Below are 14,077 nucleotides of genomic sequence, written 5' to 3'. Positions count from 1 at the left end.
CCTATCATTTAACCTTTACACCGCAGCCGTAGGCATTTAGGCTATATCACATATAAGAAAACAAGTTGTTTCATACGACAATAATTCACGCAAAGGGAACTCACCAATGACCAAGATCATTGTGGTTGGCGGCACAAAAGGCGGCCCAGGCAAATCTACCGTTGCCCAGCAAATTGCGGTATGCCTCAAAGTTAAAAAGAAAAAGAAGGTTCACGTCACCGATATCGATATCCAGCGCACCACGACGAGCTGGTGTGAAGACCGTCGCCAGAATGATGATCTTGAGCTGATTCCCTTCGCATATGTTCAGGATGACATCGTCAAACATCTTAAATCGCTTCAGGGGCGCACCGATTATGTAGTGGTAGATGCTGGTGGCTTTGACTCCGAAATTCAGCGTCTGGCGATGCTTATGGCTGATGTGATTATCATCCCGCTGCGTCCTAAACGTCGTGATTTGAAATCTCTGCGTGATATCGACCCGATCATCGACAACGTTCGCAATGTGAACGAGACAGTGAAGATCCGCGCGGTAGTGAATCAGTGTCCGTCACTGCCTTCCCAGGCATCACGTATTCTGGCGGCGAAAGAAATTGTCGAGACATTCGGCATAGAGGCTGCGCCGGTTAACCTGTACAACCGTAACGTTTATGACGATGCGGAAGAGGCAGGTCGTTCTATCTTTGAAATGACTGGCGCTGAACGCGATAAGAAGGCAGAAGCCGAGTTCGAAGAGTTTGTAGATTACATCATGAGTCTGGAGGAAGAATAATGTCCATGAGAATGGGAGACCTTGCAAAGCGCAAAGAGCCGGAAGAGCAGCCAAAAAGCAGCACCCCAATGCGCCAGCCAGTCAGACCGCAGGGGCGTCCGACTCGTGGGAAAGAGAAGATTAAGAGCCGCACAATGTCGCTGGAAGACGAGTACTTCGATCTGCTGGAGATGATGAAGTTCATCCCTCGTTTCGAGAAGTTCACCCGTTCTGACGTGATTCGTGCAGCCATTTTCCATCTGGCAGAGAAGTCGCCGCAGGAAATCGAGGACATCGTGAAGCTGAACGAGGCGATCACCGCTGCCGACGTCACGATGCGCACCGATGAAATCAAGCGTGAGCTGATGAAGAAAGGTTAAATAATAGGCGTCGAAAGACGCCTTTAACTCAAAAGGACTTTGTTTGTGCTGTACAAATACGTAGGGCATGAAGACCCAAACGAATTAATCAAAATTCTTAAATTCTTCATCGAAGATGGAACCATCCGAGCCACCCGGCCACACGACTTCAATGACCCTGCCGAGTTCAAAGCCAAATTTAGTTTTGACGCCACGATCCCGGAGAAGCGTGTCCGATATCATGAGATGTGGTCTGGCAAAAGCGACGATGACGGTGAGAACTGGTTAAGGGGGCGAACCAAAAACGCCGAAGAGTTTGACGCCTATATGCTGCGCGGAAATCTGCTTTTGAATACCGGTGTGATATGCCTCACCAGAGCTGACACTAATTACCTGATGTGGTCGCATTACGCCAGCTCCCACTCTGGATTTTGCATAGGGTTTGATGACGCTATTGTGGAAGCGCTGGATGACCGACACACAGCGTTAAACGGTGATGTGGAGTACGTGAAATCGCCGCCTGAAGTGAACTTCTATACCGCTGATGTGTACGACATTGTCAGAGCCATCTTTCTGCACAAGGGTGAGAGCTGGAAGTACGAAGAAGAGTTCCGGATTATCTCTGAGCTGCCAGGGATTAAGAAGTTCGACACCTCGCTCATCAAAGAGATTTCTATCGGATGTAAACCCTATCCAGAGCTGGAAAGTTTTGCCCGTGAACTGCTGGACAGCAATCTGGCCGTGTACAAAATGCTTTGCCCTACCGACTCGTACCAACTGAAGCGTGTGGAGCTGGACAAGAACCTTTCTTTTCAAGGTTACTAGTTCTGGCAGCTTCAATTAAGAACCTGCTTCTGTATATATAAATACTAAGTTACTTATTATTATTTATACGGAAGCAGGTCTTTTTCTATGGCAACTTCCCAGACACATTCCCTTCCGTTTCCACTTCCAAAAAACATCTCCAGTCGCTATGATTCGCCCATTATGATAAGTAAGTAACTACCTATCGGCGGAGCACATGAGCCAGATCTTCTTTAACACTATTAACAACGACCAGTACGACTTCATGACCGAGTGGGACACCACAGTCATGGACAAGTGGGTGGCCGAGAATATTGGGCTGTCACGCTGCAAGGATGAGGCTGAGTTGTTCGAGACAAAGTGGTTTGATTACCGCGACATGCACCCGCTTATGGCCACATGCCTTTTCACTGAGGCATACAAGCGCCAGTACTCATACATCATGCTGTCGCATGGCCGCGAACACTATGAGACGGCTCCATTCACAACCGGTTTGAAACGTGTGCCATATCAGGAGCTGTCGACGGCGAACAAAACGTCTCTCTGGAAAGCACGCCAGTTTGCCGACCAGTACTGCTGCTCTTATGACTACTTCATTTCTACCGTTCTGTCCGCAGCTGCACGCCGTCTGTGGGACAAATTGCCTCGCCCCCAGCATCTCTGGCAGCCCGAGCTGATCGAGATATTCGAAGAGAAGTTAGCCAAGCGAGCTGTAACCCGTCTGGATGACTCTCTGGTGAGTTTTAAGCATCTGGGAGACATGCAGCACGACCCGATTCAAGAACGCTATTTTGAGTGGGTTCTGGAGCGTCTGCGTGGCATTACCCGAGACAAGCGCGTCCGCATCATCTTCTCCGCTGTCTGGTTGATGGAAATCGTGCCTGAGCGTGTGATTTACGCGCACTTCCCGGAAGAACTGGAAGAAGCACGGCGATTCTGTTGATCCCCTATCTGCCTTTTTTAGTATTAGAAAACAAATTGTTTAAGCACCAAAGGAAAGCACATGACCGAACTTTGCCACACAGGACGAGGGTTGTCTGAAGAGTTCGACGACGACTTCCAGAATCGACTCGCAGCCTACTTCTGTCGCGACCATGAATTTCTGACTCGCGCCGGTGATCTGGTTGCGCCAAACCAGTTCTCCAATGCGGCCAACGCCATTCTGGTGAACATGGTGTCGGGCTACTACAGAATGTATAAGAGCGCACCATCATCGTCGGCCATACTCGACATGCTCAAACGCGCCAAACGCGATAAGACGATCCGCGAAGAGCTGTTCCCCGACGTCGTTGAGGCGTTTAAGCGGATTCTCGCGGAGAAGCTGTCAGACACGGCGTACATGGTTGACCAGGTCGCGACGTTTGCCAAAAGCGTAGCGTTCGACGACGCGCTGATTAAAGCGGCCGAGATGAAAGAGAAGGGTGATTTCCAGGGCGCGATGGCAATCATGGCCAAAGTCCAGCAAATCGGCTCTAACGAAGCGACCGGCATTTACGATTACTTCTCTGAATCAGCAGAGCGTTACAAGGCGCGTGAGTACGAAGCGTCCGACGATTACGTGCCAAACAGCATCACAACGGGACTACCGCTGCTCGACAAGCTGCTTTACCAGAAAGGCTGGGCAAAGCGTGAGATGGTGCTGTTCATGGGCTTCGCGAAGTCTGGTAAGTCGACGGCGATGGGTGAGTTCTCCATCAACGCTACGCTTGCCGGTTACAACGTCCTGTATCTGTCGCTGGAAGTTCACACCTCCATTCTGTCAGATCGCTTTGACGCCCGTTTGTCTGAGACCGAAATGTCCAAGCTGGTGGAGCGCCGCGACGACGTCCATCGCAAACTGGCAGAACTGGGCGCGACGAAAGGCGTGGGGAGCTTGTGGATTGTTGAGCGACCGTCCGGAAGCATGTCGCCTGCAGATCTGGATCGTATGTTGGGCAGCATGAAAGCCAATGGCATGATCCCCGACATGGTCGTGGTCGACTACGCCGACCTGATGCGTGCCAGCTACGACCTCCGCGACGACCGCGCCAACATTCGCAGCATCTACACTGACCTGCGTGCGCTGTACGACAAACACAACGTTGCCGGCATCACTGCATCGCAGACTAACAGGGAAGGTGGTGCTTCTGAGGTGGCCACAATGATGCACGCAGCGGACAACATCGAGAAGGTGCGTATCGCTGACCTCGTTATCACGATCAACAAAACGGAAGAGGAAGAAGCGAAAGGCGAAGCGCGTCTTTACTTCGCTGGTTCACGTAACCAGAAAGGCGGCGTAAGCATCCGCGTTAAGCAGAACCTCGAACAAATGCGATTCATCGAACGCATTATGGACGTCCTATAAAAAGAAGGCGTGGAAAGAACCTCCACGCCTGTTTCCATCAGAGAAAAACTTCCTTTTGCCAACCACAAAAGAAAAAACACATGAGCCTTTATGGTATTCAAATGCTGAGGCTTATCAAGATATTGCCTGCAAAAAGTAGGGTTAAACAATGAGTGACCTCAAAGAACTTTTGACTGAGCTGGATTTTGAACAATGGCTCGATATGGAGGGGATCATCTACCGTCGTGGTGGTGTCAGCACTCGTGGACGTGAGGTGAACATCAAGGAGTGCCCGGTATGCGGCAGCTCAAACTGGAAGGTATATTTCAACCTGACCAATGGCGTCGGCAAATGCTTTGCTGGCGATCATCCCGAAGAGATTCAGTTCAATAAACTGGTCTTTCTCAAGCACTACAGCGGCAAATCCCGTCGCGATTTTGAAGAGTACGTCCAGAACGCGCTGATCTCACAAGGTTGGGCGCCGAAGAAGGAAGAGATCGTGCTGGCCAGCAAGGTTGAACTCGAAGGGCCAGTAGCTCTCCCGCGCCATTACGAACTCCCCATTGACGGTCGTCTTCCTGATTATCTGGTGGAGCGCCAGATTTCACCTGAGCTGGCCAAATACTTTGATCTGCGTTACTGCGTTGAAGGCAAGCACGCATACGTCGACCCGTACACAGACCAGGTCAAAGGACAAGTGTTCGACATGCGCATCCTGATACCAGTTTACGATCTGGATGGCGTGATGAAGACCTTCCAGGGGCGTGACATTACCGGGGCTGCAGAACGCCGTTATCTCTTCCCCATGCAGCTGCCGGCGTCGGGTAAGTTTCTCTACAACGGCCACAACGCAGTCGGAAAACAAACGGTCGTTGTGTGTGAAGGGGCATTTGACGTAATGGGCGTGAAGCGTGCCATCTTCGACGAAGAGACGCTGCGGGATTACGTGGAGCCAATTGGCACGTTCGGGATGCACTTGTCCGGAAATATGAATGAGGACGCTGAAGATCAGTTGGGCGCGTTCCTGACGCTCAAGGCGCGTGGATTACGCAACATCATCATGATGTGGGATAGCGAGAAACAAGCGATCCGCAACACTATGTCGGCGGCCAAACGTCTCACCAGCATCGGACTAAATGTCAAAGTGGCCTGTCTGGGCGAAGAGGGTCTCGACCCCGGCGACGCGACGCCAGAGCAGATCCTCAAAGCCTATTATCGTGCCAAACCGTACTCCAAACAGTTGGAGCTACAAAGCAAGGTACTCGGCATTAAAGCTCTTGTATAAAATTGCACGCCGTTAATGATAAGTAGATACATACTTATTTTTCTGTAAGAATATGCGTGACGAAGGAATTGAGGAACCTTTATGAAAGCAGATATTCAGAAGTCCGTTACCGAAATCATCGACAAATCAGGCGTAGAAATTGATACAGAAGAGCGCCAGAACATTATCGATGAGGCGATCCAAACTGCGCTGGAACACATCGCCACGTCTGTGAGTACCGCCCCTCTTGGGGAAGGCTCGAAATACATGCGGGTCTGGGTTCGTTTTGGAGAGTCCCCAGAGCTGCCTGGTGTTAAGCAGAAACGCGCGGCACTCGTCACGTTCACTCGCAAGATGAAGGACGCAACGGTCGAAGTACGCGCCGGTGCATGGTACGACGGCCGCGTTGTCTACACCAATCAGGCGGTGTGCGATGAAGGTGAACGGTTTGAGGAAATTGTCGACGCGACTCTTCGTGCGATCAAAGGCAGGGCTGGTGTAGAGGATGATCCTTCTATCGCGGCGTTCCTGAGCATTGTCGAACTGCCTGAAGTTACCGAACGCGTTACAGATCTGACAACACCACCTGGTTTGCTGGAATTGGTGGTCAGTGGTGATACCAAAAAAGCCGTTGAGCGCATTCGTGAGGTGGAATACGGCATCATCTGCGATATGTGCCGCAGCGACTTAGACCTGGTGCGCATCATTGTCGATGCGGGTCAGGCATGTGACGGTGTGCTCGCCAGTTTTGCAGGGCAGGTGGCACGCCTGGCCAACGAGCTGCCGATGATTAAACAGGAGGCAAAATCCTACGCCGTCCACCATGCCAACGATTTACTGGAACCATACCGGTTCGAAGCCGCTCAGGACAAAATGACCGGCTGGGCGACCTGGTAAGCCTCGATAAGCCATTTAGCCCCCTGGTGGGGCTTTTTTAAACTGCGCTCAATAAGTAAGTACACGACTACGGTTAGAAGCATGTCCACAAGAACAGATTTGTCGAAAATCCCGTCTATCTCCGGAAACAACGGTTATTCGCTGCGCTGCCCGGAAGTGAAGATCAACGGCCATGAGGCCCATTGCAGCTATACAGTCTGCCAGCACACCATCCTCGCCTACAAAGAGAAGCGTCTCCCGGCTACATCGTTCCAGTCCTGCGCTGCGGCCATTGCTGCCGGCAAATGCCAGGCGTTGAAGATGATGGTCGAAGAGATCCGCAAAGGCGAACAGCTCTACTTCATCGATATGTCTGCGCTTATCAAAGAAGTGGAAGAGCAAAACGACCACGCCAGAACGCTTACCCGGAAGCGCAACACCATGACGATTAACAGTCTGGTTAAACGCACGAAGAAAACAGAATCAGCCAAACCCGAAACCACGTCCACCGATTCACTGGCGCCCGTCACTGACGTGTACGCGGCACTCATTGAAGAAGCAACCAAAGAAAACACATGAAAACTCCCGAGCGACCGATGGAGGTTAAACACTAATGGAAAAACTGATCGCCCTAAAGCACAAGCTGGATGCCATAAAAACGATGGGAACCAACGCCAAGAAAGAGGCGCTGGCCAACCTTGATGAATTTGAGCAGAGCATGGTCTCGCTAATGCTCAACCCATTCATTCGATTCGGTGTGAAGAAGTACAAAGTGGCCGAGCCACTCGATACTTCCGTACCCAGCGACCAGAAGGTAGTAGAGCTGTTGGAGAAGCTGGCGGCGCGCGAACTGACCGGGAACGCGGCCATTACTGCTGTCGAATCACTCGTTGCCTCAATGTGCGCTGACGGGCAGGACGTGTTTCGTCGCTTCCTGCTGAAAGATCCGAAAGCCGGTGTCGGTATCAGCCTGTGCAACAAGGTGTTCGAAAACCCAATTCCGAAGTTTGAGGTACAGCTGGCGTCTCCGTACAAGGAGAAAGGCGACAAATACCCATTTAAACCAAATCCAAAGGCCAAGTGGCCAATGATCGGCAGCCTCAAACTCGATGGTCTCCGGGTTATCTGCGAAGTCATCGTTGACGAGGAAGAGGTGAACTTCCTCACGCGTACCGGCAATCCGATTACGTCACTCGATCACCTTAAACCAGCCATGCTTGAGCGAGGCAGACTCTCCGGTTTCAAGCATATCTTTTTCGATGGTGAGGGTACTGCAGGTACGTTCAACCAGTCCGTGTCGGCGCTTCGCAAGAAGAACGTGAAAGCCATTGGTGCCGTTTACCACATCTTCGATTTCTTCTTACCGGAGTGGCGTGCTCAGGCAAAAAGCAAAGAGTACCTGAAGACCGGCATGAAGCTGAAAGAGCGCCTGGCTATGCTGGTGGCGTTGTTCCGCAACACTTGCGGGGAAGATTACGCGCAAGATGTCCACCTGCATCCGTTCTACATCATCCATAGCCATGAAGACTTTATCGAACGCTTCATGAAGCGCCTGGACGAGAACGAAGAGGGGGAGATGGGCAAAGATCCGGATTCTGTTTACGAGTTCAAACGCACCCGCAACTGGTGGAAGCTGAAAGACGAGGATTCGGAAGACGGTGAAATCATCGACTTTGAGCCAGGCGACCCGGACTCTGGCTTTGCGCATACGCTGGGCAAGATAGTGATTCGTCTGGAGAACGGCGTCATCGTTCGTGCCAGCGGTATCAAGCACAAGTATCTGGATGAGATCTGGAACAATCAGGAGAAGTATCGTGGACGCATCGTTGAGGTTCACTGCCATGAGAAAACGCCAGACGGTAGCTTACGCCACCCACGTCTGAAGTGGCCGAAATGTCTGCGAGATACCGAAGACCGTATTGGAGATAAAGACTGATGCTCGGCTGGATGATTGTATTTTTGGTCGTCGGCATTGTTATTGGCAGTCTGGTTACGTCCAGCTGCATCAACGATTACGTAAAAGCCGGTGTCATGCAGAGACGTGGCCGCATTTACCGCATTGTAGATATCACGTACACACTGAAGGAGATTAAGGATGATCATGTTAAGTAAACGGGAGAAAGAAACTCTGCGTGAAATCAGCCAGTGGAAGGAGTTCTACGCTAACTGGAAGCCAAAGACCCGCGCCAAACTGGAACGCATGAATCTTGTCGCTAACGTTTCGCCAAAGGGATGTGTGGAGAACTATCAACTCACTGAAAAAGGTCACTCACTGTTGCAGCAATTGACTGAGGCGGGGGCGTTCTGATGATTCCATACATTCTATTATCTTTTGCTGGGGGCGTGGCCCTCGGCTTCAGTATCTGTCGCGACCTGGTCAGGCAGGAACTGAAAACCAAAACGCTTCGCATCGGTAAGCGGCTGTATCGGGTTGTTCACGAGACGGGAGTGCGGAAATGAGCAATTTGACCTCTTTCGACTGGTGGCTGGCAACCTACCTTGTAGCGGCCGGCTTCGGATATGCCTTTTACATTGGTCAGTTAATCGTAAAGCTACTGCTGATCAGGTTTGCCAGCCATAAACGCATAGATGACGGTCTGTGGCGCCTGGGTTCTCTGCTGGAGACTCACTACGGCGAACTGAAGGAGAACGAAACTATTACTATTCAAGCGAAGCGTTTTACGGCCATCATCACGAGAACGCCGGAACAGAAGGTGAGCTTGATCAAAAAGATAGCAACTGAACGAGTTGCAGAAAAATAAGTATTTACTTACTTATCTATTATGTATAAGATTCATTTGTTTTCGTTGAGACGCGACTGTTTGAACGTTAAATATAACTGCAAACGAAGATACGTACCTGGCAGTAGCCTAAGAAGCCAAACACCAGCGAGGTCAGTTTCCAGCCTCGTCATCGAAATGGGACACACTGAGCGAGTGTGATTGCAGAACGCAGGATAGGGCATGTTGCACCACCCATGCCCTATTCGATGAAGTAACAGGATGGGCGGTTGGTTTCCTCATTCCATTCCATCATCCCGGTTTCAGCCAGCTGACCGTCCATCCTGTTACGTCATTTCCATTACTTATGTCGTTTAATCTTGGGTTAAAAGCGGCGACGTAACCCGGCTGGCTTGGTTAGCCAGCGCACAACGTTGAGGTCACTGTTTTTCTTTTAATCATACAGGTGATTCCACAGAGCTGTAGTGACTGATCAATATGTTGGGTCGAACATAAATCGGTTCAGTGGCCTCAACGTTGTGAAAGCAGGATTCTTTAACCCTCTGGTGAAATCATTGTTGCCTATGTAGCCCCTGGTTTCACAACATGGATGATTCCATACATCCAATAAGATCGAAGAGTCTGGCGACCATCAACCGCCGAGAAGGATTCCAGATCTTCGCTCTATGTGAGCGAGCCACAAGCCTCGTCTGGCACTAACGTAAAGTGCAAGTTGCGGGAAAGTTCTTGGTTGCCTGGTTGTCCATGAACAAGTACCGCCGCGAAAAATGATGGTGTAGCTCAGTGGTAGAGCGGTTGACTGTTAATCAACTGGTCGGTGGTTCGAGTCCACCCACCATCGCCAACATAGCGCTGAACGGTTTGGAGTTCGCCACCACCGTCCGAACGGAAAGACTCCGCAAATGTCGCCAGACCGTTCAGCGCTGTGATAGACACGGCAGACGTTCTTAACCATTGCTTCTTAGCATTGTACCAACACTTTTTAGCGCAAAAATCAAAGGGGCTTCGGCCCCTTTTTTGCTGGGTTGACTCCAGAATATTTCCACGTATGGTTTTACCACCTTTGGGCCTTCATTTAGCAACGGCAGCATTAGACTGCCTGCATGTGGGTGATAGGATGTGGCAGTAAAACATGGAGATAAGCCAATGAAAAAGCGCAACCTCAATATTCTTGCATCTCTGGTGATCGCGCTCGCTCTGACGGGATGTAACGAGTCTGAAGTAGATAAAATCACGCTGATAGGCCAAGACAAAAACGCTCTTGAGAGCCAGTACAAAACCCTCTTTGAAAAACGAACACCAAACATCGAAGCCTTCGCTCTGTTCGATAAAACTGCGGCTGAAGGCAAGGAGCCGCATACCACTGGTGGGTTAATTGACGGCAAAGTTGAGTCGAGCATGACTACTAACGTCGGCAAATATACCTTCATGCAGCTCGACGAAATGCTTACTAAAGAATACGGTAAGCCGGTTGCCACTAAAGACCAGGTATTTGATGAAACAGCCTTGAATGGACTGGAATGCGCCAAGACAATGTCATGCGCAGCGGGAAAGTATTATGAGGTATTCCGCGGCAAAGAGCGCCTGATCATGATGATAAACGGTGCCGGTTTCATGAATAAAGATGAAGGTGTAACTATTCTGACCTTCACTGATAAACACTTAAAAATGGCTCGTTTGGAACAAGACAAATGAAATTTATGACGAGCCTAAAATAATTTGCACAGCGAGGTTCATGTGGGAAGTAGCAGAGACGACTTTAGTGCTCAAGTAAAAAAAATTCTGGCGAATAGAGCCGGACACCGATGCTCATATCAACCATGCAATCAGGTCACGATTGGCCCAGACGGCTTAAACCCGATGGGAAGCGTAAACAGTGGCGAAGCGGCACATATTACCGCTGCAGCTGCTGGAGGGCCACGATACGACCCAAACATGACATCTGAAGAGAGAAAAAGCATCTCAAATGGCATCTGGATGTGTGCATACCATGCCGGGCTTATCGACAATGACCACCATTCCTATTCGGTTGGACAGTTAAAACAATGGAAGGAGATTGCTGAGGCGAAGCAAGCCGAATTACAAAGGATGTCCCAGCAGCCCACTCAACCTCAGTACAGTGATAGGGACATAGGCATTCTTAAACAATTCACCGATATGTTGAATTTTAACTATCTGTGGGCATTGGAAAATGAACCTTTCAGAGCAGTTATCCCAGAGGCTGTTATATACCCTCTTGACTGGATTGAGAGCACGGTAAGTAACCCGTTTTATTCATTTAATGACCGATTTTTAGAGCAAATCAGATTAGAACTGAACCAAAAGGTAGATAACTTTTTTCGGTTGTTCAGAAAATTTAGTGCCGGTCTGAACTACATCGATATTCCCCAAGTCCGCCGCGAGGCTCCGGGAGAGTTAGAGCGCTACTATCAGTACATAGAAGACACTCGTGATCTTGCACGAGATATCTGCCTAACAGCACGAAAACTGTTGGATGTTCGCGCCAGACTAGAGTAACTGCACAACCAATGACCCTCAGTTCTCATTATGGGGGTCTTACAAAAACAAGATGATAAGTAATGACTTACCTATTATTTGTAGGTATAGTTCTTTCAGTTACTCACTTGAAAGGACTCAATATGGGAAACAAACGTAAACAGGCGCGTCGCGCAGCTCGTCAGGCACTGAAGTCAAAGCCACGCATCCACGGCTACGAAATTGACACAATCATCGTTGACGAGCTGGCTGTCGCCCCTGCTCTGCCACCAAAACCTAAACGCGACAACTCTCCCATCGAAGCGCGTAACGAGGCCCAGGCCCACTATCTTATCTCCCTCGACACTAAATCTCTGACGTTCGCCACTGGTGAAGCCGGTTGCGGCAAAACCTACCTGGCTGCTGCCGTCGCAGCGCAGCGTCTGCTGGATAAGGAAGTCGGGAAGATCATCGTGACGCGTCCGGTATTGCAAGCAGAAGAAGATCTGGGCTTCCTTCCGGGCGACATGAGCGAGAAGTTCGCTCCGTTCTTCCGGCCCGTCTATGACGTGCTACAGAAGCGTTTGGGTGGCTCATTCCTTGAATATTGCTTAAAGCCAGAGGTGGCCAAAGTAGAGATTGCCCCCTTCGCTTACATGCGTGGGCGCACGTTCGAGAACGCTGTAGTCATTCTCGATGAGGCGCAAAACGTTACAGCGTCACAAATGAAAATGTTCCTGACCCGTATGGGCGAGAACGTAACCGTCATTGTGAACGGAGATGTGACGCAATGCGACCTGCCAGGCAATGTTAAGTCTGGTCTTGAAGATGCACTGGAGCGTTTTAAACCTTCTTCCCATGTTGGCCTTATTGAGTTTGCGACCGAAGACTGCGTGCGTTCTGAGCTATGCAAAGTCGCACTGGAAGCCTATCAGTAAGGGAAAGCCAATGACCAAAGAGTACCTGCCACACCAGAAACGTGTCATGGATGAACACGAAGAACTGTGCGGCCGCATCAAAAAACTGGAGGCGTTCATTGCCGGCGACGAGTTTGCTCGCCTGCTGTATGTCGACCGCATCATCCTAATTAAGCAACTGGACACGATGAAGGCGTATGACCTGATTCTTCGTGCTCGGATCGCTCGTTTTTAACGTAAGGAAACCAAAATGACCGATATGGATATCGAAAAAGAGATTGTGGCCAAAGGCAAAACGGCCGCGCGTGTTACCCCGGAACGCATTGAAGCCGTTATCTCAGGCGAGTTTTACTTTACCGGCGCGGATGGATATCGCAGCTCCCCGTTATGGTTGAAGCAGGAAGAGCCTGAACCGGCCCCGCAATCACTCGAACTGCTGACATTCTGCGTTCTTGTGCTGGAGAACGGCTTTACCGTAACCGGCGAGTCTGCGTGCGCCAGCCCGGAGAACTTTGACCCGGAGATCGGGCGTAAAATTGCACGCCAGAACGCAATTGCCAAAATCTGGCCCCTGGAAGGCTATCTTCTCAAGCAGAAGCTGCACGGGGTGAAGTGATGAAGGTCGTTATCTACGGACGCGATAATTGCTCATACTGCAAACGTGCGGTCGAGCTGGCGAAGCAGCTGCACGGCCACGGCTTTGGCGATTACGAATACATCGATATTGTGTCTGCCGGCATCGACAAAGAGAAGTTGAGCGACCTGGTTGGCAAACCGGTGGAAACCATACCGCAGGTGTTCGTTAATGGTGAACCTATCGGCGGCTATACAGAATTTGCTGCTTTTGCGAGCACTCTGTAATACAATACGGCTCCTTTTGGGGGCCGTTTATTATTTGTCGCTTTCATCAACACAGCGTACACTTAGTTACGAGCCATTGAGTAGTTAAGAGGTTTTATGCGTTTAGAAAATTGCCTGGAAGATATGAGTGTCATTAGCAATGCCCTTGCTACTGTGACCTCTAACGCCTCGCGCTTTTCAACTGCAAAGCCTAAAGCTAAATCTGGGCGTGCCTTTATTGAGCCGCTTGGCTATCGACGCTTCCGTGGCACGGTGAAGCACTCTGCGAAATTTGCTGGATTCAAAGAACAAGCCTATGTGAGAACCGCAGGTATCCCTGTTCAAGAGAACAGCGATGCGGCACAGCTGGCAGAGATCGAAAGCAAACTCGCAGAATTGACAGCGAAACACGTTCGCCTGGCTCATGCCATCTCTGGATGGAAAGCGGAAAAGATTCGCACCAGCTTCGGTGAAAGCCGTTACGAAGAATTGAAGAACGTTGACCTGACCATTCGTGGTTTGGAGGGATTCGTTAACAAGTTGATTCGTGACTCTGAGCAACCTCATCCCTACTTGAAACGCCTGAGCGATTCTGTAACTGAGTATCGTTTGGCTATCTCTGATCTGCTATTGATTTTAAATCAGTGTTTTACCGACGTAGACATCATCGAATCGCAGACTGGCCTCATCGACGAGGACGTCTTCGCCAACTTCTCATTCCATTGAG

At 50.2% G+C, this 14,077-nt stretch carries 19 protein-coding genes and 1 tRNA gene; all 20 read left to right on the top strand.

Features of this window, described 5'->3' with window-relative positions:
• The first annotated feature begins 106 nt into the window (after positions 1-106).
• The 20 genes from IB214_RS24990 (at position 107) to IB214_RS24895 (ending at position 14,076) form a co-directional block, all read left to right on the top strand.
• On the top strand, positions 107-772 hold the full coding sequence (locus IB214_RS24990) for a division plane positioning ATPase MipZ (RefSeq protein WP_022649960.1): 666 nt from the start codon (positions 107-109) through the stop codon (positions 770-772).
• Between the two features lie 5 nt (positions 773-777).
• The gene (locus IB214_RS24985; protein WP_161496783.1) at positions 778-1,131 is read left to right on the top strand and encodes a hypothetical protein; all 354 of its coding nucleotides are present in this window, start codon (positions 778-780) and stop codon (positions 1,129-1,131) included.
• A gap of 45 nt (positions 1,132-1,176) precedes the next feature.
• Positions 1,177-1,935 (top strand): DUF2971 domain-containing protein, encoded by a 759-nt coding sequence (locus IB214_RS24980; protein ID WP_188249386.1) that lies wholly within the window; start codon positions 1,177-1,179, stop codon positions 1,933-1,935.
• A 196-nt stretch (positions 1,936-2,131) separates the two neighbouring features.
• Positions 2,132-2,857, top strand: a complete 726-nt coding sequence (locus tag IB214_RS24975; RefSeq protein ID WP_022649963.1) for a hypothetical protein — start codon at positions 2,132-2,134, stop codon at positions 2,855-2,857.
• Positions 2,858-2,917: 60 nt separating this feature from the next.
• Complete coding sequence (locus tag IB214_RS24970; protein WP_006812582.1) at positions 2,918-4,258, top strand: DnaB-like helicase C-terminal domain-containing protein; 1,341 nt, start codon at positions 2,918-2,920, stop codon at positions 4,256-4,258.
• A gap of 148 nt (positions 4,259-4,406) precedes the next feature.
• Complete coding sequence (locus IB214_RS24965) at positions 4,407-5,522, top strand: hypothetical protein (protein WP_060453941.1); 1,116 nt, start codon at positions 4,407-4,409, stop codon at positions 5,520-5,522.
• A gap of 81 nt (positions 5,523-5,603) precedes the next feature.
• The gene (locus IB214_RS24960; RefSeq protein ID WP_188249385.1) at positions 5,604-6,398 is read left to right on the top strand and encodes a hypothetical protein; all 795 of its coding nucleotides are present in this window, start codon (positions 5,604-5,606) and stop codon (positions 6,396-6,398) included.
• Positions 6,399-6,479: 81 nt separating this feature from the next.
• Positions 6,480-6,956, top strand: coding sequence for a hypothetical protein (locus IB214_RS24955; protein ID WP_188249384.1), 477 nt, complete (start codon positions 6,480-6,482; stop codon positions 6,954-6,956).
• A 34-nt stretch (positions 6,957-6,990) separates the two neighbouring features.
• Positions 6,991-8,313 (top strand): DNA ligase, encoded by a 1,323-nt coding sequence (locus IB214_RS24950; RefSeq protein ID WP_188249383.1) that lies wholly within the window; start codon positions 6,991-6,993, stop codon positions 8,311-8,313.
• Positions 8,313-8,489, top strand: a complete 177-nt coding sequence (locus tag IB214_RS24945; RefSeq protein WP_023180936.1) for a hypothetical protein — start codon at positions 8,313-8,315, stop codon at positions 8,487-8,489. The genes IB214_RS24950 and IB214_RS24945 overlap by 1 nt, the downstream gene beginning before the upstream one ends.
• Positions 8,473-8,685, top strand: coding sequence for a hypothetical protein (locus tag IB214_RS24940; protein WP_004110177.1), 213 nt, complete (start codon positions 8,473-8,475; stop codon positions 8,683-8,685). The genes IB214_RS24945 and IB214_RS24940 overlap by 17 nt, the downstream gene beginning before the upstream one ends.
• 148 nt (positions 8,686-8,833) lie before the next feature.
• The gene (locus IB214_RS24935; RefSeq protein WP_188249382.1) at positions 8,834-9,139 is read left to right on the top strand and encodes a C-type natriuretic protein; all 306 of its coding nucleotides are present in this window, start codon (positions 8,834-8,836) and stop codon (positions 9,137-9,139) included.
• 748 nt (positions 9,140-9,887) lie between these two features.
• A tRNA-Asn gene (locus IB214_RS24930) sits at positions 9,888-9,962 on the top strand.
• Between the two features lie 302 nt (positions 9,963-10,264).
• A complete protein-coding gene (locus IB214_RS24925; protein ID WP_048231981.1) occupies positions 10,265-10,813 on the top strand; it encodes a hypothetical protein in 549 nt (182 codons plus the stop codon).
• A gap of 165 nt (positions 10,814-10,978) precedes the next feature.
• Entirely contained in the window at positions 10,979-11,635 is a 657-nt protein-coding gene (locus IB214_RS24920) for a hypothetical protein (protein ID WP_223240318.1), read from the top strand.
• A gap of 122 nt (positions 11,636-11,757) precedes the next feature.
• Positions 11,758-12,531 carry a phosphate starvation-inducible protein PhoH gene (gene phoH, locus IB214_RS24915; RefSeq protein ID WP_136342877.1) on the top strand — a complete coding sequence of 258 codons (774 nt, stop codon included), beginning with the start codon at positions 11,758-11,760 and terminating at the stop codon, positions 12,529-12,531.
• Between the two features lie 10 nt (positions 12,532-12,541).
• Entirely contained in the window at positions 12,542-12,745 is a 204-nt protein-coding gene (locus IB214_RS24910; RefSeq protein ID WP_048231983.1) for a hypothetical protein, read from the top strand.
• 15 nt (positions 12,746-12,760) lie between these two features.
• Positions 12,761-13,126, top strand: a complete 366-nt coding sequence (locus tag IB214_RS24905) for a Gp49 family protein (protein WP_188249381.1) — start codon at positions 12,761-12,763, stop codon at positions 13,124-13,126.
• On the top strand, positions 13,126-13,371 hold the full coding sequence (locus IB214_RS24900; protein ID WP_006812570.1) for a GrxA family glutaredoxin: 246 nt from the start codon (positions 13,126-13,128) through the stop codon (positions 13,369-13,371). Before IB214_RS24905 ends, IB214_RS24900 begins: the two co-directional genes overlap by 1 nt.
• A 96-nt stretch (positions 13,372-13,467) precedes the next feature.
• Positions 13,468-14,076, top strand: a complete 609-nt coding sequence (locus IB214_RS24895; RefSeq protein WP_181039559.1) for a hypothetical protein — start codon at positions 13,468-13,470, stop codon at positions 14,074-14,076.
• Position 14,077 lies beyond the last annotated feature (1 nt).

It is taken from the genome of Citrobacter sp. C1 (genome assembly GCF_014596895.2).
Lineage (GTDB): Bacteria > Pseudomonadota > Gammaproteobacteria > Enterobacterales > Enterobacteriaceae > Citrobacter > Citrobacter gillenii.
This window is presented reverse-complemented; position numbering and strand designations above follow the sequence as displayed.